The organism is Dokdonella aquatica, from assembly GCF_051987395.1.
Taxonomy (GTDB): Bacteria; Pseudomonadota; Gammaproteobacteria; order Xanthomonadales; family Rhodanobacteraceae; genus Dokdonella.
The window spans coordinates 1,533,138-1,552,330 of record NZ_CP197094.1 but is presented as its reverse complement, the minus strand read 5'-3'; the positions used below and the strand labels follow the sequence as shown (position 1 = coordinate 1,552,330).

The following is a 19,193-nucleotide window of genomic DNA, read 5'->3' as shown; positions in this document are numbered from 1 at the left end:
CCACCGCTGCGCGCGTGGCGCGCCGCGTCCCTCCCCCATCGTTGCGAGGTTCCTGCCATGTTCCTGCGATCGCTCGGCATCGCGCTGTGCGCGTGCCTGTCGTTCGGCGTCGACGCCGTTTACGCCACCTCTCCCTCCACCCTTTCGCGCGCCCTCGCCGGTGCCGACGGTTGGGTCGCCTACGACGTGCCGATGGTCGCCGACGCCGGTGCGCCATGCTGCTTCTCGGGTCGCGGCGACGCCGAAGGCTGCGACCTCGATGCGCGTGGTTGGGGCGTGCAGGTCAACGGCGACCGCGGCGTCGCGCGCACCGACACGACGCTGACCGTGTACCTGCATGCCAAGGGCGGCAAGGTCGACGATGTGCGCGCCTATGCACGCAGTTGCCCGGTGCGTGCACGCGGCACAATCAAGCATCTCGACGGCATCGAAGCAGCCGACAGCGTCGCCTGGCTCGATGCGCACGCCGACAAGGGTGGTGATCGCGCACGCGACGGTGCGCTCCCCGCGATCGCGTGGCACGCCGACGATGTCGCGACGCGCGTACTCGAGCGTCGTGCCGAGCCGGGCCGATCGAACGAGCAGCGCGAGAAGGCGATGTTCTGGCTGTCGCAGAGCCGCGGCGCCGAGGGCGCGCGTATCGTGCTGCGCCACGCACGCGGGGATGCCGATCCGAAGCTGCGCGAGAAGGCGCTGTTCCCGCTCTCGCAGAGCCGCGGCATCGACGCCTACGCCTCGCTGTTCGGCATCGCTCGCGAGGACACGAGCACCCAGGTGCGCAGCCAGGCCTTGTTCTGGATGGCGCAGACGCAGGACACGCGTGCCGTCGCCGACATCAGCGCGCGCGTGCGCGACGACCGCGACGACGGCGTGCGCGAGCAGGGCGTGTTCGCGCTGTCGCAGCTCGACGACGGCCGCGGCGACGGCGCGCTCGTCGCCCTCGTGCGCGGCGACTACCCGCGGGAGGTGCGCAGGAAGGCCTTGTTCTGGCTCGGCCAGTCGGGCTCGCCGGTGGCGCTGCAGGCGCTGGACGAGGCGTTGCGCTGACCACGCACGCCGGAAGTCGGGAAGCGCTGCCGTCGCGTGTCCATGAAGCGGGCGCCCCTGGAAAGTCCCGCTTCCGCTCGTGAAGCCGCTGCGATTACGCTGGAGGGATGGAACCGCATCGCAAGGACGCGAGAACCCGCTGGCGCAGGCATGCCGCGACCGCATGCGGACTCGCCCTCGTGTTCGCGATCGGTGCGTGGCTGGGTCGTGCCAGCGTGCGTGACGAGGACATGCCGGCTGCCGTCGATCCGGTCGCCGCCGGCGTGTCGGCGATGACGCGATCACCTCCCGCTTCGCCCGCGACGCCGCGCCCGACGACGCCTTTCCCGGCCCTGCCCGCAGAGGACGTTCCGATCGCGGCAGTCCACGACGAACTCGTCGCGCGCGCACGACGCGGCGACGCGGCGGCGGCGATGCGGCTCGCGGTGGACCTGCGGCGGTGCCATGCGTGGCAGGACGAACGGCCCGAGGAGGACGAGGTATCCGATCCGGTGCGCGCGCAGCATCTCGCCGTGGTGTCGGCACGCTGTGACGGACTTGCCCCGGGAGCCACCGACGAGGCCGACGACTGGCTGCTCCGCGCAGCCGAACTCGGCGACACCGGCGCGATGGTCTGTTACGCGTGGGCACCCGGCGATTACGCGCTGCCCGTCCTGTCGGAGCGTTGGATCGCCTGGGCGCGGCGCTGGCGCGAGACGGCGTTGTCGTTCGCGGTGCGTGCCTACGAGGCCGGTGATGCCTCGGCCCTTCTTGTCCTCGCACAGGCCTACGCTCCGCGCACGCAAGGACTTCCGATCGACGCGATCGGCTCCCTCGTGGAACCCGATCCGGTGCGCGCGGCCGTCTATGTCGCCATGTCGAAGAAACTTCGGGCGAACGACCGCGGATCGGCCGCTCCATCGGAGTGGTCAGGCCTCGATGCGCGTCAGGCCGACGCGGCTCGCCGGCTGTTCCAGCGCGACTGGCCACGGTTCGCGCAGGCCGGTGATCCCTTCGAGCTGTTCAAGCGTTGTCCGCACACGAGGAGAGGTCCGTGAGGCGCTGGGGTGCCACTGTCGTCGTGCTCGCCGTGTTCGCAGGCGGCCTCTGGTGGGGGCGCGCCTCCGCGCCGCCCGGTCGCCCGGTCTCGGCCGGCACGCCGGTGGCGACGATGCAGGATCGACCGGCGCCTGCCGCTCCCGACGCTCCCGCGGCGGACCGCAGGACCAGCTCCTCAGGAAGCGCCGAAGAAGCCTGGGACGGGTTTCGTGCCACGCGGGCGTGCCAGCGACTCGCGGCACTCGGAAGCCTCGTCGTGGACGCTGACGAGGTGGACAATCCCGATGCCGAGGCCCGGCAGCGCGAGCAGGAGCTCGCCGACCTGCGTACGGCCTGCGGCGATGCACGCTTCACCGGTTGGCGCGATCTCGCGCGCGACCTCGAACGTGCCGCGAGGCTCGGGTCCCTCGAGGCGCGACTCGAGTACGCCGTGCAGCCTCTTCTGTCCCCGCAGACCATGGCCGCTGATGTCGAGGCATGGGCCGCATGGCGCGAGCGAGCGCCACGCTACCTCGATGACGCGATCACACGCGGTGACGCACGGGCGGCGGCGATGATCGCGATCGCGCGTGACCGGGACGCGTGCCCGCAGCCCGATGTGGATGCGCGCTGCGCACGACGCGACCCGCTCGACTTCGTCTATGGCGCGACGCGCGACGACGCCGAGGCCCTGGCCTACTACCTCGTCGCCCATGCGCTCGGCGACCGTACGCCTTACCTAGACGAACGGCTCGTGACCCTCGGCGCCCGGCTCGAACCGGCTGCGCTCGCGGCGGCGCGCGAGCGTGCCGCGGTGATCCTCGGCCGACCGCCGCCCTGAACTTCGGTGTCGCGGACGTGTCGTACGTCCCCGCGAGGGCCGCACGGCATGACACGACCGCGGAACGCCGATCCGGCTTCCGTGGGGCATCGTGCCGTTCCATCCCGAGCGATCCCCAACCCAAGGTTGTCGTCGCGCGACCGCGACCGGCGGCCTGCGCGGATGGAAAGGCACCGGAGGCCTCCCGTGATCGGCACGAACAGGATCGTCATGCGCGTGGTGCTCGTGGCCGGCGCGGTCGTGCTCGGCGTCTGGGCCGGTCGGGCCATGTCGCCCGATGTCGCGATGCCCGAGGCCGGACCTGCTCCCGCGGCATCGGCTTCACCGCGCGAACCCGCGTCCGCACCGGCGGCGCCATCACGTGTCGCGAAGGCAGCGACCTTTCCGGCGCTGCCGCCCGCGGACGTGGCGATCGCGCCGTGGATCGACGACCTGACCGCGCGCGCGCGAAGGGGTGATACCGGTGCCGCGATGCGGCTCGCGACCGACCTGTTGCGCTGCGAGGGATGGCGGCCGTCGGAGACCGTGGACACGTTACCCGGACTCGCCGGAGCGGGCCCGGCGCCGCTCTTCCCGCTACCCGGGCAGGGACCATGGATATCGGCGGTCGACGCGCCGGTCAGGTCGTTCAAGGACACGACGGAACTGCACGCACGTGCCGCGAAGCGATCCCGCCAGACCATCCTCGACCGCGTCTGCCCGGGCCTCGATGACACGATGACGTCGCAGGCCGGCGCATGGCTGCTGCACGCCGCGCGCCTCGGCGATACGGATGCGATGGTGTGCTACGCGATGTCACCCGATGCCTTCGCACGACCGGTATTGTCGGATCGCTGGGTGCAGTGGACGAAACGCTGGCGCACGGAAGCGCTGCCGATGATGATGCGCGCATACGAGGCGGGTGATCCGCGGGCGCTCGAAGCACTGGGATGGGCCTACGGATCGGCGCGTGTGCACGGTCTGGCGATGACCCCGTTCGCTGCCCTCGTCGAGCCCGATCCCGTGCGCGGCACGGTGTACGGCGAGCTCTACATGAGGCTTCATCCGGGCCAGGAGGATCTTCCCCCGCCCGCCTGGACGGGACTCGATGCGTCACAGGCACGCGAGGCCGCGGCGCTGTTCGAGCGCGAGCGTCCACGTTTCGCGGGTCGAACGCTGTTGCCACCATGCGCCGCACTCGCGTGGTTCCGCTGATGGATCGCCCGACCATAGGCGTCATCGTGGTGGCTTTCCTGCTCGGTTTCGGCTGGAGCGTGACGCGCCATGACGACCCACCGCGTCACGTGGTCACGGCCGTCGCACCCGATCGTCTCGCTACGGCAGTGCCCACGAGCGACTCCACCCGATCCGGGCCGCTCCCCACGACGGATGCGGACACCGCATGGAGGCGCGTGACGTCATCGATCGCCTGCCTCGGCTCTGCTGGCAGTGGGACCGTCGCGACCTTCGTGGTCGACCGCTCAGCGGGCCCGATGCGTCGCGATCCCGATACCGCAGGCTCGCCATGCGAAGGCGGGCCGTTGCGCGACTGGCGCACGATCCAGCGCGAACTCGAGCGCGCGGCGCGACTCGGATCCGTCGAGGCGAGGTTCGCGTACGCATCGGATCCGCTGCTTCTCGAGGAACGCAGGGCCGCCGACGTCGACGCGTGGGCGAGCTGGCGCGAGCATGCCCCGGGCTACCTCGAGGAGGCGATCGCCCGCGGTGACGCCCGTGCAGCCGTCCTCATCGCGATCACCCGTGACCCTGCGGCCTGCGCCGGCGTCTCCGGCGATCCACGATGCAGGGGGCGACCGGCCCTCGCCTGGATCCTCGGCCCCGACCCCGGCGAGGCGTTCGTGCACTACCTCGTCGCACGCACGCTCGGGGACACGTCGCGCCTGGTCGACGAGCGTCTCGTCACGCTGGGAGCGCAGCTCGAACCTGCCGAAGTGGACGCAGCACAGGCACGCGCGCAGGAGATCGTCGGTCGATCGCGGCCGTGATCGGCGGGTGCGACGCCGATGGACGGCAGCCGACTCCAACCGCGCCGCGCCTTTCGTGAACTCTGTTCTTCCGGGTGTGACGGGACCGGGTATCCGCCCCTCAGAGCGCGTCTTCGTCCAGCTCGCCGGTGCGGATGCGCAGGACCTGGTCGAGGTTCCAGACGAAGATCTTGCCGTCGCCGATCTTGCCGGTGTTGGCGCTCTGGGCGAGCGCCTCGACGACGCGCTCGACCTGGTCGTCGGCCACCGCGATCTCGATCTTGATCTTGGGCAGGAAATCGACGACGTACTCGGCGCCGCGATAGAGCTCGGTATGGCCCTTCTGGCGGCCGAAGCCCTTGACCTCGGTGACGGTGATGCCCTGCACGCCGATGTCCGACAACGCTTCGCGCACGTCGTCGAGCTTGAACGGCTTGATGATGGCCATGACCATTTTCATGAACGTGTCCTCGGGCCTGCGGGGCGCCGCGACTATACCCGAATCGCCGTTGTCCCCCGTGACCGCATTTTTGCGTAATGGGAGGACGACGAACGTGTTTGTCGCCGGGCTCGGCGCGGTCGCGACGTTCGTGACGACCGGCGACGCGCCGGTCCGGCGTGGTCTACGCGATGTTGGTGTCTCGCCGCCGACCGGAAGGACGAGACGCGGTACAGGGGATCCACACGGTGATACGCGGGCGCGCCGTTTTGCGCCTGGGTAGGAAATGTCTTACGGGAAGATCCGAGCTTGTCAGCATTTCCCTCCGTTTGACGTTTGTAGAGTCAGCGCGGAGGGAAGGCCCGTCGGCATGAACGCCGACGCAGGCGCTGGGACGCGCGCAGGGAAGCAGGCAAGGAAGCACGCAGGACGCACACCGGCCGCACCGGCGCGCAAGCGCCGGGCGGCCGGTTCCTCCGGGCAAGGCCGACACCGCGGGCGCGCGGCGCTACCATTCTCCGTCCCGTCCGCCCCGGTAACCCCATGATCGACGCCCGCAACCTCGACGAGCTCGCCCGGCGCCTCGCCGGCCTCGTGCCCGCCAACCTGCGCGAGGCGCGCGACGACCTCGCCGCGAACTTCCGCGCCACGCTGCGCAGCGGCCTGCGCGAACTCGACCTCGTCACGCGCGAGGAATTCGACGTCCAGCGCGCGGTGCTGCTGCGCACGCGCGAGAAGATCGAAGCCCTCGAACGTCAGGTCGCCGCGCTCGAGGGCGCGGCGCCACCGGCCGGCTGACCCGCCGCGCCATGGACACGGACGTCCATCGATGAGCCTCGCGGTCGTCTACAGCCGCGCCCAGGAAGGCGTGGCCGCGCCGCTCGTGACCTGCGAAGTGCATCTCTCGGGCGGCCTGCCCGTTTAGTGCTTGTCAACCGTTGACGCGGAAACTTGTCACGAACCTCAAGCTCTCTGACGAGCTTGGCTTGTACAAGTCGCCTAGCGACTCAGTGCTCGTTCGCGCACTCAAACTGCGTATTCCGGCTGAGTGGACATACCGTGCCGGTTAGTCGTGTCCGGCACGCCCTCGTGTTGCCCCCTGCACGCCTGTCCACAGCAGTTCTGGCGTGGTCGATGACGCCGGTATCTCGTACCCCGGTGTTGTCGGAAGGCGAGGAAACGTCCTCAACACCATGAGCTTCTCCGGAGGAGCGTCGGCTCAGACGAGATCTTTTCTGCACGCCCAGACTCCGGGTCGGTGACGACGGCTTAGCTTGGCCTGCTTTCGAGCCAGCAGTGGGCATGGGTGGGCTTCCGCCGACACCACATGAGTACCGTTTCGACTTGTAGGATTCGAGTAGACCGCCGAGCCTTCCGTGAGTCCTATCGCGGCGAGCCGTAGCCTTGAATCCCAAGCAAGCCTATACGTTCAGGTTGGCACCGGTGGCACTCGATCGAGTAGTCAGCACCGAACTTCCCTATACCGCCGTGGGCACATGTCACCCACGCAGACAACCGGGTCGCGTTTTTTGGATGCCAGAGGTGACTACCAACTGGCAGCTGATTACCCATGACCGGCAACCAAAACTGCCAAAGTTGCTAGCGAGCTTTCCAGCTCCGGTAACTCACTGGACCACAAAGTGTGAGGAAGGCGCCGATCTTACTGTCTCCACCGACGTCGACGCCCGAACGATACACTGAGACATGCCTATTAAAAGAATCAGTCGGGGCCCGAGTGCGGGATCCAACGCCGGCCGGGGCTTTCGCTACCAAGATCAGGTGGGCGCACTTCTCTTGGCTCGCATGCACACGGGCCAAGAGGAGTTCGAGGCGGTCACTCCAGAGGGGAGTGACGACTATGAGATCGTCTACGCGCAAGGCGTCGTTCTCGTCGATACCAAGTCAACGAGACCCAGCGTGAGACCCCGCTCAGAGCCCGATGACATCGCAGACCTGCGCAGACTCTGGAGCCGGCCGGTTCGCCAAGGTGTGCAGGTGTTGGCCTGCTGGCTGATCAAAGAGCGTGCCGACCTAACTCCGTCCGTCCGCGTTTCCGCAGCTGCGCTCTTCCACGCGTCCGAGAGTCCTTGGCGCGATGCGTCGTTTGTCGTCGCTGAACCCTCGCCTTTGGCAGACGCCGCTGAAATCCTGTCACGCGCTCGCGGCTATAACCCGCTCGCGGCTGAGCTCATTGCAATTGCGCTGGCCCAGCGAGTGGGAGATCTCGCCAGTCAGAACGGACCGTTGCCGCTCGAGCGGCGGGGATCCATTACGCGCGAGGAGGTTGAGCTTATCGTCGGCCGCGTGCTCGTCGCGATTGACGTCGACCGTCTTCAAGCACTTCAGCGCACGGGCTTCCTTAAGCCGGTTGACTACACCACACCCCTGCACGACGCCGGCTTTTATCTGGGTGTCGACGTGCAGCCGGGTCACTTCGCCGCGGGGTTGGCGATCGAGCGCCATGACGAGGCCACGCAGATCTGCGCCGCCCTAGAGACGAGCGGCGCTGTGCTGATTCGCGGGCCCTCCGGCACCGGCAAATCCGGCCTGTTGTGGAGTACCGTGCTGGCGTCGCGCCGCAAGCGACTCTGGTTTGCCGTGAATCCGCTCGTGGTACCCAACGATAGCGATCTGACGGCGTTCTTCGAAGCATATGACACGGTCCCGCTCGGGTTTGCCATCGATGATGTCGGGCGTGGTGGCGTGGTGGCGTGGACCCAACTGCGGCAACGTTGCCGCAGGCATGGACAGGCCGTGCTCGCCGGGTCGATTCGCAGCGAAGACGTCGCCGTTGTACCGTCACGCCATGCGCTCGCAGAATACGAGGCAAAGCCGGATCAATCCTTAGCCCAACAGCTCTGGCGTCGACTGCGGGATCGCGAACAAACCCGATGGGCGGGATGGGCAGAGCCTTGGACACAATCCAAAGGATTATTGCTGGAATTTGGCCATCTCCTCACTTCCGGTGACCGGCTGGCGTCGGTCATTTCTGACCAGATCCGCATGCGATTGCAGGAAGGACGGGATGCGGAGCTAGCGATTCTGAGTGCGAGCGCCTTGGTGGGGGCGCACGGTGGGAGCGTGTCCATCCCTGCATTGCGTCGGCACCTCGCCTTGGATCCGGCCACTACGGCACGGGCCCTCGAACGATTATTGTCAGAACATCTGGTTCGCCTCGATGTGACCGGGGAGCGCCTCGGCGGCTTGCATGCCCTGCGCGCATCGGCAATCGCCCAGTCGTTGAGTGACGTCGGCCACTCGACCCTCTCCGAGCAGGCCATCGCTGCCGTGCGTTTGGCAGAGATCGATGGACTGGAGAAGGTGATCGGCGGCTTGGTGGCGTCATCTACCATCGACCATGACGCTGCCGCTGCTGCCGTCGCCCACCGCGAGTTGGGCGAAGCCAAGCTTCCTGGTCTCGCCGCAGCGTTACGCGGGCTGCGGGCGGGCGCACTAGTGCACTCGGTGCGCGCCTGGCTAGCGGCCGCGCCACGCGACGTCTTCCCGAAGAAGGTGGCCACAACTGCAGCGATGATGGGCCTCGTGCCCAACAGCCCATTCCCCGACGAACGGCAGCAGCGGATTGCGGAATGGGGCCAGAGCTTGCACACGGCGGTGGCGGCGCAGCGATTTCCGCAACTACTGGCGTCTGCGCTGATTTCGGCGTTGGGGGAAAAGGCGCGTGGTGCCAGCGCCGGGGATGTCGTCGATGCGCTCGATTCGCTCGCGCGCGCGCCGCTCGATGCATCGCAGAGGGCTCAGATTGCATCTGCGCAGCTAGAACTGGCGGTATTCCCAATCCAGGACGTCGTGCGCATTCTCGATGCGGCGGAGTGTATCGACCCTCAGATTTCCCGGGCATGGGTTGACCATGCGGAACAAGATTTCCTCCAGCGACTCGTCGATGAGACAGCATTCGCGCTACCCCTTGCGCGCGAAAGGACTGCCTACGGTTTTGTCGTCGAGGGAGACATTTTTGAAGCCATCACTGAGGAGGGTATCTCGCCGAATGACGTCCTCGTTCGGCATGTCGATGCCATCATGCGACTAGAGCCGTCGACCGTACGAGCAAACGTGCGTCTGGTCGGCTCAGCTGGCGTGCGTTCCGCGCACATGGATGCAGAGAAGAACATCTCCCGGGAGCATGCGCCGCCGAAAACAGCGATCCACTTCAACCGTCGAGTGATAGACGTCGTGGCCGCTGAGGTTGCCAGCGAGAGCTGGTCGCGCTACCTCACGGATGGCGAAAGGCTGCTTAGGGAGGGTTTGCGAGCACTTAAGCGATTGCTCGACAGTGTTTGTGTCGGACGGGTCAATCAACAGGCCTTGGAGCGCTTGAACAGCGCGGTTGCCGGCTGCGATGATCTGATCGCACCACCCGAGCCATTGATCCTGCAGGATGACGGAGAGATTGACGGGCGTCATCTGACCCCGTTGCAGAACGTCGTGTTTAACGGGAATGCAGAACTGGTATTGAGGTTCGCGAAGCTACCAAATGGTGCCGGGGCGTTGGCAGGCCACACTTCACATATGGTCGAGCTGGCCGAAAAGGCGCGAGCGGAGCCGTGGCAGCTGGTGCGCGACGGGCCACCCGCCGAACTCAGCGAGCTGCAAGAGGTGTTTCTCAAGATCGAGCACATTGCGCTGGAGGCGTCGGCGTCTGGTAGAGATCCACGGCAGCGTTGGCAAGCGAGCCTTCCACGCGGTGGTGGCGCCTTCAGCGTGCTGGCTGCGCGCTCCCGGGCGGCGATGCAACAGCGAATCGAGGCGCGCAGCGCAACCTTGCTTCAGACGGTGCGAAGCGAGTTGCCCCAAGCGATGCTCATTGCGCCGCTGATCCAAGATGGACTCATTTGGTCATCTCGCTTTATTGCCACGTTCACCGTTCATACTCTGGACGAGTTTCTCCATTGGGTCGAGAACGCGCAGGCTGTCGGCGATAGGCTGCTCGCCGCAGTGTCGGACGGTGAAGATGTAACGTTCGTACCCATCGTGAATGGTCACGCCTTGGTGGACTACAGCTATCCACTGAATCGAGGGCGGCCCGGCTCCATCGTAGCCTCCCTGATGGATGCCGCCGGCGTTGCGAGCCGGTTGGGCCACTTGAGTGAGGCCTTGATGCAACGACTCGATCGACCGATATTGCGGCATCCCGCCGAGTTCGAGCGCGGATTCACAGCAATTGAACGGGTCATGGGTTTACACCGCTATGGGCTGGGTGGCCCGGAAAGGCCAGCGGCCGAGCAAGAGGCTTGGCGCGAATCCACCACCGCTTTGATCGAATTTCTGCCCGCGCTACGCGGGCAATTTCGTGGGATCGAGCGTCCGTGTGTCACTGCATTGGCAGGGGGGCTCGAAGCGCTCTTATCAGGAGAGCCGTCCGGCGACGAGGAGAACGCCTTTTCTCCGAAGGAGTTTCAGCTCGCACTGGTGGAGCTGACCTGGAATCGGGCCTGGCAGTGACAGCCTGGCCCACTAGGAGCGCATCTTCGACCGGATGCTGCACAGCAGCGCGCAGCTGAAGCTCAAAAGTAACTCCGCGGCAGATGTGGTCATTAGCCCGCGGCCCTAGGACACCGACTGGCCGGTGCTGACCGTGTCGATGATGTGACCAACGTTCACGCACGCTTACCGCAGAGATGTTTGTTCGAAAACGAGGATCCCGCGCAAGCACCTGACTGACATCGAGGAGAGCAGTGGGCCGGGAGCCACATTCGGCCACCATGTCAGCGACGACAGGTCAGCTCGCAAGCCAGCATCGGGCATGGATGGGCTTCCGTCGACGTCTTACAATGATCGCCTGCTGCGCTTGGAATAGCAGCATGTACCGTTTCGACTTGCGGGAAATCTCTGAGGGCTACTTTTGTGCCCGAGCGCTAGACCGAAGCTTTGAGCCGCGCCCGCGACCTCTTACCAGCAAGAACTTATTGAAGACATCCTCGGGGGCGGCCCCCAGAGCCTGGCACCACTCGACGAACTCAGCGACATCCAAGCGTCGCTCACCCCTCTCAACCTTGGACACGAAAGTCTGCGTGTTGCCCAGACGCTCGCCGAGGGCTGACTGACTCACGCCAAGCTCCTCGCGTGCTTGCCTGAGCACATCGAGCAGCGAGCGATAGTGTCGATGGTGGGTTGACTGCGCCATGTGGTTGCCGGACCTCGGCAACGCACGCTAGAGTCCGCTTTGGAATAGTCCAAAATCGGCTTTGTCACCTTCCGGAGCTGGCGTGAAAGGCACCGTCGCGCGATCGTCCGACTTGGAGGCCACTCCTCCATTCAGCGAACTCGAGGACCTTGGGACGTTCGGCGCAATGGCCTTGCTCGCCATGATCCAGTGCGGTGCCGATCCGGGATATCGCTACGTCCGCAGGCTTCCAACCCGGTCCCAACGCTTGGCACCCCACCGTACCCTTCGGCATCAGATCGTGGTGGCGCTCTTGGAGTGCGGGGTGCTGATTCCCGCAGCCGACCGCCGCATGCGTCTGGACGCGGCCCTTTCAGAGCCCGGGTGGGACGTCGCCGAGCTGGAGGACGTGGACTGGGTCATTCATTGGCACGAGGCCACGCGTGGCGCTTTGCCCAGCCGCCTTCGTGACTACCTCGATGCGCTGGAGCGCACGGAGCGCAATCGCGAAATCCTTATGGAGACGTGGGTCGCTCTCGCCACGGCCGAGTGCCTCGCATTTGCAGAGCACGCGCTCGCCTCGCATAGAATGGACCCGAGCATCGCGAGCGGCATCGCGCCACTCCTTCCGCCACTGTTCGGCCAGCATTCCATCGGCCAGAGCTGCGCGCTCATGTGGTGGTCCGCCAAGAACGTTGCGGCTTCCTTCCTTCGACACGGTGGGGCGCCAGGCCTTGCCGAAAGAGAGATGTCGAGGTCAGTACTGAACGCTTACGAGCGAGCGGATCAAGTCGGCCGATCGGTACCCATCTTCACGCGACATCGATCGCTACCTCCAAGCACATTCGCAGGAGTCTTCCGGTTGGCGAGTCGCCTGGGCGATGCGTACTGGTCCAGACCGCTTCAAGAGCATGCATTGGCGGAGGCCGGCTGGTGACGCGCGAACGAGATTGAGGGCTTCCTCAAGTAGAGGCACATGGGCACGCGCACGACGAGATGTTGTATCGCATGCTGCCGTCTAGGGACGTGGTTGCGCTCAGCCCGTCCGACGGAACAGTCATTGTGGGCGGCTGAGCGCTACGCTGCGCTGGACGCAGCCGGTGTCCCGGCGCGCCTTGCGTCAAACTGCGCGTGTACGCGACACATATGTCCCACGAGTGCCGGCACCCTTCCCCGGGACCAAGGTACAAGTGGTGCGCGCGCACAACTCCCTCGACGTCCCCCCGCGTTGAGTAGCGGTCGGGTCTAGAGTCCAGTTTTGATGCTAGCGGCTTTCGCTGCCAGCTGCTTTGCATATGCGGCGGGCGTCAGCCCGCCGAGTGCCTTCTTGGGTCTCTCTTCGTTGTATTCGCGTCGCCACACCTCGATCACCGTACGGGCGTGCAGCAAATGCGTGAACCAGTGTTCGTTGAGGCACTCGTCGCGCAGCCTTCCGTTGAACGACTCGATGTAGGCGTTCTGGTTGGGCTTGCCCGGCTCGATCAAGCGCAGCACCACCCCACGCTCGTGTGCCCACGTCACCATCGCCTTGCCGCAGAACTCCTTGCCGTTGTCCGTGCGGATGATCTTCGGTAGCCCTCGGCTCAACGCCAGTCGTTCGAATACCCGGATCACGCCGTGGCCCGAGATCGCGCGCTCGGTTTCGATCGCGACCGCTTCGTGCGTCGCGTCGTCGACAATCGTCAGGCACTTGATCACGCGTCCATCGGCCGTGCGCTCGAACACGAAGTCCATCGACCACACCGCGTTGGCACGCACGGGACGCTCCAGCGGCTGGCGCTCTCCGACCGGCACCTTCTTGCGCTTGCGACGCCGCACCTGCAACTGCGCCAGGCGATACAGCCGCTCCACGCGCTTGTAGTTCGCTTTCTCGCCATCCTGGCGCAGCTTGAGGTGGATCATGCCGACGCCGTAGCGACGGTGCCGATGCGCCAGCGCCATGATCTTCTCGCGCAGCGCCACGTTCCGGTCCGGCCGTGGCGCGTAACGCAACGCACTCGCGCTCATGCCCACCACTGACAACGCGCGACGTTCGCTCAATCCCTTCGTCGTCATCTGCCGCACCAGCTCCCTGCGCGCCGGTGCGGTCACCACTTTTTTCGCAAGGCATCCTTGATGACCTCGTTCTCGAGCACCTGCTCGGCCAGCAGCTTTTTCAGCCGTGCATTCTCGGTCTCCAGTTCCTTCAGGCGCTTGGCCTCCGACACGCTCATGCCACCGAACTTGCTGCGCCACAGGTAGTACGACGCCTCGCTGAAACCGTGCTTGCGGCACAGGTCCTTCACCGCCACCCCCGCCTCGGCTTCACGCAGGAAGCCGATGATCTGCTCTTCGCTGAAACGCTTCTTCACGTCCAATCTCCTCTTCGTCAGGGATTGGACTCCAGATCCGCGTGCTACTCAAAGGTGGGGGGACGTCGCCCTTGCGATCGCCGCAAGACCTCGCCATCGGATGCCAGGATAGTCCTCAGGCGCGACGCCGCTGATGAGCTAAAGCCACGCGTACGCGAAGTTCAGCCCGGATACTTGGGAAACTTCTCGTTCGGATGTGCGGCCTTCCATTGGTTATACGCGGCCGTACCTTCCCAAGCCGCGAAGGCACGAGGTGTTCGCCCTCGACCGCTCCACGTCTCACCGTTGTGCGGCAACCAGTACTTGGGAGCGACTACCTTCTTCTGCTGACGCGGAGCACTAGGCTTAGTGGTCTCCTGAGGACGGACCGCAGCGGAGATCTCCACTTTCTGCTTAGCCGTAAAGTACTCACCGAATTCCGCGATTCGGTCCATCACATCGGTGAATGCCTGTACGGATTGTTGCTGCCTGAGCTCAGCTTCTTGCTCCTCCAGCTTTCGCAGTTCCTCTGCAAGTTTTGCTTTGGCCGCGGCCAGAGAATCCAAGGTGGTCTTGCTCATTCGGCAGCTGTGCTCAGTGTGGTGGAGGCCGAATTCTACTGGACCCTCCCATCCCCGGCCACGCCTTCTCGATCCATGGCCACGCGGTTGCACCGCTTCGTGCCAGAAACTGAAGTTGGGCTCATGGGATCAAGTCGTCAGTCCACGTAGGGCAAGCGCGCTTCTTCGGATGCTGGGCTCGCTGAGATCGCCCACCCACTTGTTCTTTCAGAAATTAAGGCATGCGCAGACGCGACGGATGTTCAGGAGGAGATCTTGAATATGATCCACGAAGGTAGAGTCAGAGCGCGAGCGGGCGCGAGATGACAAGTAGAGCTTGAGATACGCACCCCCGTCGCCGCGTCTGAGAGCTTCCCGTTCCCAACGGGGGCGATGCGCTGACTTCGGGGGTGCTCGAACATCGTGTGCGGGCGCAATCGAGACGTCGTGAGGCGATGGCCGCGGCGAGGTGTAGGAGATGTCCTACGGCTCGCACCGCCCGCCGCGATGTCGGGTGCCGCTAGGCGGCGCCCGTAGGGATTTTGTGAAGGTATGCATCGTCAAGCGCGGCTAGCTCCTCCGTGTGTCTCACCGCCGTGTCCGTGAGCCCCACATGGCCGGCGAGTGACGCGATGCCGACCACTGACAAGATAGCCATATAGATGGCCAATCTCAAAGCGCTGACATAGTCATGAGGGTCGCGCTGGAGATCGATCTCACGCCCGTCTGGACTGCCGCGCCGACACAGCTGATGAATGTCGCCATGCGTGAATCGATGTAGGTCTCCCTCGTATTCCTTCCACACCGAGTCGAGCCTCTTCGCTATTTCCCCACAGTCAGGGGCCTCGCGTATGCGTGTGCGCATCGGATCTGGCTTGAAGCTCATTCGAGCACTTTGGAACGCCTCTTGCTCGTGCTCCGTCAGCGTGCACCAAGCAAAGAAGTGACCCCGCATGGTCGCCTCAACGAGAGGGCGCAAGAGCGCTGCCGCAGTACCGTAGTGTCCAGGCCCCTCCACAGCAGTCAGCAGCTGGATCGACATCGCATGTTCCACTGCGAGGTGGAACGAGCGGATGCCCCATTCGACTGTGTGCCGGTCTTCCGGGATCAGAATCGACAGTCCGTCGCAACCCTCGTTGGCGGCCTGAGTGACGCGAGCTAGAAGGGCGTGATACGGCATCCAGATAGCGATCTCTTCCGGACTCACAGCGTCTCCTCCGGGGCTGGAATGTTGGCGCCGATGCTACGCCTTCACGTGGTCGTACGTAGCGAGCGTCCGTTAAGGAGCGCCATCATCGGCTTGCACAGCCGGGAGCGACCGAAGCGCACATCCATCGACTGCAGGAACATGCGCAGATCCTCCTCGCTCCCCGCGACCTGCTTGAGCAGCGAAGAGGGCGAATAGCCCATGTCGCGCCGGTCGGGGTAACCGATGCGTAGGGCGCGCTCGGCGATGACGACGCGCAGCACAGCCTTCTCCTTCTCGTACCAGGGAAGGAAGCAGGCTTCGAAGGTCTCGTCGCGACCTTGTGGCTGGTCGGACCCGCGGTGGCCGCCCGGTAGCACCGGCCCCCACTCGATCACGCTGGCGACGGCGCAGAGCAGCCAATACGTGTCCTGCACGAGCTTCCGTCGTTCCTGGGGCGTGAAGGGGCCGGGTTGCTTGAGATCGCCAGCGCGCGCCCCGCAGTCGTAGGCGAGCTGCACGAGGTGTCGCCGGGCGTAGGGGTTGAGCGGATCGCGCATGGCAGCGACTGATTCGGCTGAAGGACGAGTAGCGTACAATCGTACGTACACGTTTCCAACGGTCTGCAACGCCGCCAACGTACGCCGGCGCGATCGACATGGACGCGAAGGTGCCTGAAATGGCTTCGGAGTGCGGGGCTCCGTCGCGACCGAGATCCGCATGCCGGTTGGGATCCGGTCAGCCAGCCGCCGGCATACAGGCGGCACAGGACAGGGGAATCACCATGCACTCAAGACAAATGCTCGAGGAGGCTCAGCCTCGCGAGGGACAGCTCGTCTACTACGCTGCAGACGGCCATCATGGGGTTGCGCGCTTCGTCGAAGGGCGCCTTGTCGACAACACAACGTTCGACGTCGTGACGGGCGAGGAGGGTGTGCTGTGGTGGGCTACGGCTCTCGATGTCAAGCAAGCTGCGTCGAGCTGACGCATGGCACCTTGCCTCTAAGGCTTGATGATGCTGTGATCAGTGAGGGGCTCACAGTCACCAAGCATCGGACCGACAGGATGCCGGCGAAGTTGCTCGATAGGTGATCGAATTCGAAGGCACGCTGCCGACTTCGTGAGTTGAGCATTGCAAATGATTTCTCCTGATCCGGTGGAAAGTTCGGCTATTGCGGAAGAGCCGCAATTCAAATATTTGCCGGTTGCTCGGCATCAAGATCTCAGCCGTGCTCTTGACTCGCGTAGTGCGGGGCTAGCCATTCTTTTAGACATCATCGGATCTACTCGCCGCAAGCAGACCCAGCGTAACTGGCAGTTGCACACGGAATGTCTATACGAAGCATTTAGTAATTTCTGCAAGGATGTCAGCGCGTCGTTCGAATCGATTGGATCGCCAATTGTGAAGTTTGTGGGAGATGGCCTTCTGGCATACTTCCCGCTAATACGCGCTTCGAGTAAGGTGAAAGGAAACGTTGCACCACCTTCGTCATTTTACGAGCAGTTCGTCCACCGAGTTATCGAGTTCAGGGAGATGGTTCACGATAGCCTGGGCGAGAAAATTGGTCACGTTCGATTGAAGGCCGTTGTGGCGTTTCTGAATGACATCGCAGTTGTGGGGCGGGATGTTGATGATCCAGATAAATGCCCCGGTCATGATGTACTTGGGAGGGGTATCGACTTCCTGTTCAGGTTGGAAAAGTTTGCAGGATCGTCGCACGTGATCCTCAACGCTGAACTTGCGCGCGCGACTACGTGGGCCTCTGATTCTACCCAGGCGAGCAGACAGGCACCGAGACTTATGCGATGTGAACGTAATATGCGGGGATGGGAACACAAGGGTCCGCAAGATTTCTTCGTCCTAGTGTCCCCTGCAGCGATTCGAGCGGAGCCGCCGCCGCCAAGCCCCAATGACGAGCACGTCACGTCTGAGCTTCTGCGCGTGATGATAGATTGTGAGCAAGCGCAAGATGCAAACACATTTGTGAAACCCCAGTGGGGCTTTGACAACCCCAAGGTAGGGCCAAATGAGTGAATTCTCCAAGAAGCTGGCTGCGATAATGCTATTTCTCATCGAGCGCAGAGGCAGTTTAAATCGCACGGCGCTAAACAAACTATGCTTTTTCGCCGACGTCACCGCTCGGATTAGAGCGGGCTGCTCGTTGACGAGCGCGACTTATGAGAAATTGCCTTTCGGGCCGGTGCCCGCGGAAATGGGTAGTACGCGCGCGGCGTTGGTAGCTTGGAGCTACCTGTCGGAGCAGTACGACACGTCATTCGGATACGGCGAGTACAGCTACAAGCTTGGCAACATCGATCTTGATCTAGTGCGAGCTGACCCACAAGTCGGGTTCAACGAATTCGAGATGAGCGTGATCCGGGATGTGGCCGATCGGCTCGGTGCATTGTCGGGATCGGCGCTATCTGCTGCGAGCCACTCTTTTGAACCGTGGAAAAGTGCTTCTATGGGGTCAACCCTCAGCGTCGACGCTGCAGCGAAGGACGGGGAACTCAGAGCGTGGCTCGCGCGCCTAAACATACCGCTAGACAGCAAGCCTGTCGCTGCGGGCTGAGCACCACCTACTTCCCGCGCTGCCACCGAGACAGCCTAAGCGATCCAGGGGACGAGATGGTTGCTCCCACGAATCTTGAGTTCTTCGAGACGTTGACGCTTGCCCTTTTTCAGCAGCTATACCAGAGCTTTCCTGTTCCCATCGATATTGACCCGATGAAGCTCGCTTACTCGTTCTTACCGGAGAACGTGGAAGGCGAAGACGGCCTTCGTCTCTTCGGTGCAGCGGAACACACGGTCGCATTTCTCAAGCGCGAAGGATTCATCGAGCATGGAGACATGCACCTCGATGATGGGACCTACGTAGACGTGAGCCTCACCAGCAAGGGATTGTTGGTCATGGACAGCATGCCGGCCCCACTTTCGGGCAGCTCAACAGTTGCCGGGGAGATCCGCGATCTTCTCGGCGAAGTGGCAAAGGATGGCGTGAAGGACGGTGTGCGCGAGGGAGCGAAGCGCATCATTACGTACATCCTCACCAGCGCATCGAGCATCATGTCGGCGTCTTGACCGTCTACAGCTTTGGTCTATGTCCCCCCTGGTAAATCCACGCAAATGGAACGTTTGAGCACCATAACAATGCCGCTATCGAAAGCAGATATTTACAAGATCCTGAGCGACCACAAGGCTCTCATCGTTCACTTCTCCGGTTGTCCCAAAGGCATAGGTACAATGCGTGAGAATCATTTGTACCCTCATGATATCCATCATGTGCTCGCCGGACGGGCTCAAGGGGGGCTGTCTTGCTCAACAGTGAAGCCGGGAGACCGTTTTGAGGGCACTAGACGTAATTCGACTGGATGCGTCGGAGTATTGCTAGGGCTAAAAAGCGGCGCTTCGTTGAAGGGAGCAAGCCCTCGCGACTGCGGATCATCTGAATACGATGGAGTCCGTGAGAGTTTCTTGGTGAATGAAGTAACACGGGAAATCGTCTCGGATAGCATCACAGGTCGAGACAGTGGTAGTTACAACGAGTGGATCGTGATTGACTACGACGTCATTGGGATATTTGCCGTCCCACCTTATGAGATATCAGTTTCACTTCCGCCGTCGAACGTTCCTGGAGTTTCATCGGCAATAATAGGAAACAAGCCTTGGATAGGAATCAAAAGG

General features: G+C 63.8%; 17 protein-coding genes and 1 pseudogene. 12 read left to right on the top strand and 6 right to left on the bottom strand.

Annotated features, from left to right (window positions below; genetic code table 11):
- Window positions 1-57 precede the first annotated feature (57 nt).
- The 5 genes from ACQQ2N_RS06985 to ACQQ2N_RS06965 all read left to right on the top strand — a co-directional run bounded on the left by ACQQ2N_RS06985 (window position 58) and on the right by ACQQ2N_RS06965 (window position 4,890).
- Complete coding sequence (locus tag ACQQ2N_RS06985; protein WP_440224979.1) at window positions 58-1,047, top strand: HEAT repeat domain-containing protein; 990 nt, start codon at window positions 58-60, stop codon at window positions 1,045-1,047.
- 107 nt (window positions 1,048-1,154) lie between these two features.
- Window positions 1,155-2,084 (top strand): hypothetical protein, encoded by a 930-nt coding sequence (locus tag ACQQ2N_RS06980; RefSeq protein WP_440224978.1) that lies wholly within the window; start codon window positions 1,155-1,157, stop codon window positions 2,082-2,084.
- The gene (locus tag ACQQ2N_RS06975; protein WP_440224977.1) at window positions 2,081-2,905 is read left to right on the top strand and encodes a hypothetical protein; all 825 of its coding nucleotides are present in this window, start codon (window positions 2,081-2,083) and stop codon (window positions 2,903-2,905) included. Before ACQQ2N_RS06980 ends, ACQQ2N_RS06975 begins: the two co-directional genes overlap by 4 nt.
- A 186-nt stretch (window positions 2,906-3,091) precedes the next feature.
- Window positions 3,092-4,099, top strand: coding sequence for a hypothetical protein (locus tag ACQQ2N_RS06970; protein WP_440224976.1), 1,008 nt, complete (start codon window positions 3,092-3,094; stop codon window positions 4,097-4,099).
- 197 nt (window positions 4,100-4,296) lie between these two features.
- A complete protein-coding gene (locus ACQQ2N_RS06965; RefSeq protein ID WP_440224975.1) occupies window positions 4,297-4,890 on the top strand; it encodes a hypothetical protein in 594 nt (197 codons plus the stop codon).
- 100 nt (window positions 4,891-4,990) lie between these two features.
- On the opposite strand, the gene glnK is transcribed toward ACQQ2N_RS06965, so the two are convergent.
- On the bottom strand, window positions 4,991-5,329 hold the full coding sequence (gene glnK, locus ACQQ2N_RS06960) for a P-II family nitrogen regulator (protein WP_440224974.1): 339 nt from the start codon (window positions 5,327-5,329) through the stop codon (window positions 4,991-4,993).
- A gap of 522 nt (window positions 5,330-5,851) precedes the next feature.
- Here glnK and ubiK point away from each other — a divergent pair.
- The 3 genes and pseudogenes from ubiK (at window position 5,852) to ACQQ2N_RS06945 (ending at window position 10,771) form a co-directional block, all read left to right on the top strand.
- Window positions 5,852-6,106, top strand: coding sequence for a ubiquinone biosynthesis accessory factor UbiK (ubiK, locus tag ACQQ2N_RS06955; protein ID WP_440224972.1), 255 nt, complete (start codon window positions 5,852-5,854; stop codon window positions 6,104-6,106).
- A gap of 31 nt (window positions 6,107-6,137) precedes the next feature.
- Window positions 6,138-6,227, top strand: a pseudogene (locus tag ACQQ2N_RS06950) (ATP-binding protein); the annotation flags it as partial.
- Between the two features lie 860 nt (window positions 6,228-7,087).
- The gene (locus ACQQ2N_RS06945; RefSeq protein ID WP_440224971.1) at window positions 7,088-10,771 is read left to right on the top strand and encodes a hypothetical protein; all 3,684 of its coding nucleotides are present in this window, start codon (window positions 7,088-7,090) and stop codon (window positions 10,769-10,771) included.
- Between the two features lie 394 nt (window positions 10,772-11,165).
- Here the strand turns inward: ACQQ2N_RS06945 and ACQQ2N_RS06940 are convergent, their stop codons facing one another.
- Window positions 11,166-11,453: a helix-turn-helix domain-containing protein gene (locus ACQQ2N_RS06940; protein ID WP_440224970.1), complete on the bottom strand. Its 288-nt coding sequence runs from the start codon at window positions 11,451-11,453 to the stop codon at window positions 11,166-11,168.
- An 82-nt stretch (window positions 11,454-11,535) separates the two neighbouring features.
- Here ACQQ2N_RS06940 and ACQQ2N_RS06935 point away from each other — a divergent pair, with 82 nt between their 5' ends.
- Window positions 11,536-12,369, top strand: coding sequence for a hypothetical protein (locus ACQQ2N_RS06935; protein ID WP_440224969.1), 834 nt, complete (start codon window positions 11,536-11,538; stop codon window positions 12,367-12,369).
- Window positions 12,370-12,677: 308 nt separating this feature from the next.
- Here the strand turns inward: ACQQ2N_RS06935 and ACQQ2N_RS06930 are convergent.
- From ACQQ2N_RS06930 to ACQQ2N_RS06915, 4 genes are all read right to left on the bottom strand, one after another.
- A protein-coding gene (locus ACQQ2N_RS06930; RefSeq protein ID WP_440224968.1) for an IS3 family transposase occupies window positions 12,678-13,783 on the bottom strand; the annotation gives its coding sequence in 2 pieces (ribosomal slippage) (window positions 12,678-13,525 and window positions 13,525-13,783; 1,107 coding nt in all).
- A gap of 161 nt (window positions 13,784-13,944) precedes the next feature.
- Window positions 13,945-14,343, bottom strand: a complete 399-nt coding sequence (locus ACQQ2N_RS06925; protein ID WP_440224967.1) for an H-NS histone family protein — start codon at window positions 14,341-14,343, stop codon at window positions 13,945-13,947.
- Between the two features lie 499 nt (window positions 14,344-14,842).
- Entirely contained in the window at window positions 14,843-15,529 is a 687-nt protein-coding gene (locus ACQQ2N_RS06920) for a DUF6988 family protein (protein WP_440224966.1), read from the bottom strand.
- 44 nt (window positions 15,530-15,573) lie between these two features.
- On the bottom strand, window positions 15,574-16,068 hold the full coding sequence (locus tag ACQQ2N_RS06915) for a hypothetical protein (RefSeq protein ID WP_440224965.1): 495 nt from the start codon (window positions 16,066-16,068) through the stop codon (window positions 15,574-15,576).
- Between the two features lie 578 nt (window positions 16,069-16,646).
- Between ACQQ2N_RS06915 and ACQQ2N_RS06910 the strand changes: the two genes are divergently transcribed.
- The 3 genes from ACQQ2N_RS06910 to ACQQ2N_RS06900 are packed head-to-tail and all read left to right on the top strand — an operon-like array spanning window position 16,647 to window position 18,590.
- Complete coding sequence (locus ACQQ2N_RS06910; RefSeq protein WP_440224964.1) at window positions 16,647-17,543, top strand: hypothetical protein; 897 nt, start codon at window positions 16,647-16,649, stop codon at window positions 17,541-17,543.
- Window positions 17,536-18,081, top strand: a complete 546-nt coding sequence (locus ACQQ2N_RS06905) for a type II toxin-antitoxin system antitoxin SocA domain-containing protein (protein WP_440224962.1) — start codon at window positions 17,536-17,538, stop codon at window positions 18,079-18,081. Before ACQQ2N_RS06910 ends, ACQQ2N_RS06905 begins: the two co-directional genes overlap by 8 nt.
- Before the next feature lie 56 nt (window positions 18,082-18,137).
- Entirely contained in the window at window positions 18,138-18,590 is a 453-nt protein-coding gene (locus tag ACQQ2N_RS06900) for a hypothetical protein (RefSeq protein WP_440224961.1), read from the top strand.
- The last annotated feature ends 603 nt before the right edge of the window (window positions 18,591-19,193 follow it).

What these genes read in the sequence shown, in the direction of transcription:
- ACQQ2N_RS06985 (WP_440224979.1), top strand. Translation starts at nt 58, where the DNA reads ATGTTCCTGCGATCGCTCGGCATCGCGCTGTGCGCGTGCCTGTCGTTC.
- ACQQ2N_RS06980 (WP_440224978.1), top strand. Translation starts at nt 1,155, where the DNA reads ATGGAACCGCATCGCAAGGACGCGAGAACCCGCTGGCGCAGGCATGCC.
- glnK (WP_440224974.1), bottom strand. Translation starts at nt 5,329, where the DNA reads ATGAAAATGGTCATGGCCATCATCAAGCCGTTCAAGCTCGACGACGTG.
- ubiK (WP_440224972.1), top strand. Translation starts at nt 5,852, where the DNA reads ATGATCGACGCCCGCAACCTCGACGAGCTCGCCCGGCGCCTCGCCGGC.
- ACQQ2N_RS06940 (WP_440224970.1), bottom strand. Translation starts at nt 11,453, where the DNA reads ATGGCGCAGTCAACCCACCATCGACACTATCGCTCGCTGCTCGATGTG.
- ACQQ2N_RS06925 (WP_440224967.1), bottom strand. Translation starts at nt 14,343, where the DNA reads ATGAGCAAGACCACCTTGGATTCTCTGGCCGCGGCCAAAGCAAAACTT.
- ACQQ2N_RS06915 (WP_440224965.1), bottom strand. Translation starts at nt 16,068, where the DNA reads ATGCGCGATCCGCTCAACCCCTACGCCCGGCGACACCTCGTGCAGCTC.
- ACQQ2N_RS06910 (WP_440224964.1), top strand. Translation starts at nt 16,647, where the DNA reads ATGATTTCTCCTGATCCGGTGGAAAGTTCGGCTATTGCGGAAGAGCCG.
- ACQQ2N_RS06905 (WP_440224962.1), top strand. Translation starts at nt 17,536, where the DNA reads ATGAGTGAATTCTCCAAGAAGCTGGCTGCGATAATGCTATTTCTCATC.
- ACQQ2N_RS06900 (WP_440224961.1), top strand. Translation starts at nt 18,138, where the DNA reads ATGGTTGCTCCCACGAATCTTGAGTTCTTCGAGACGTTGACGCTTGCC.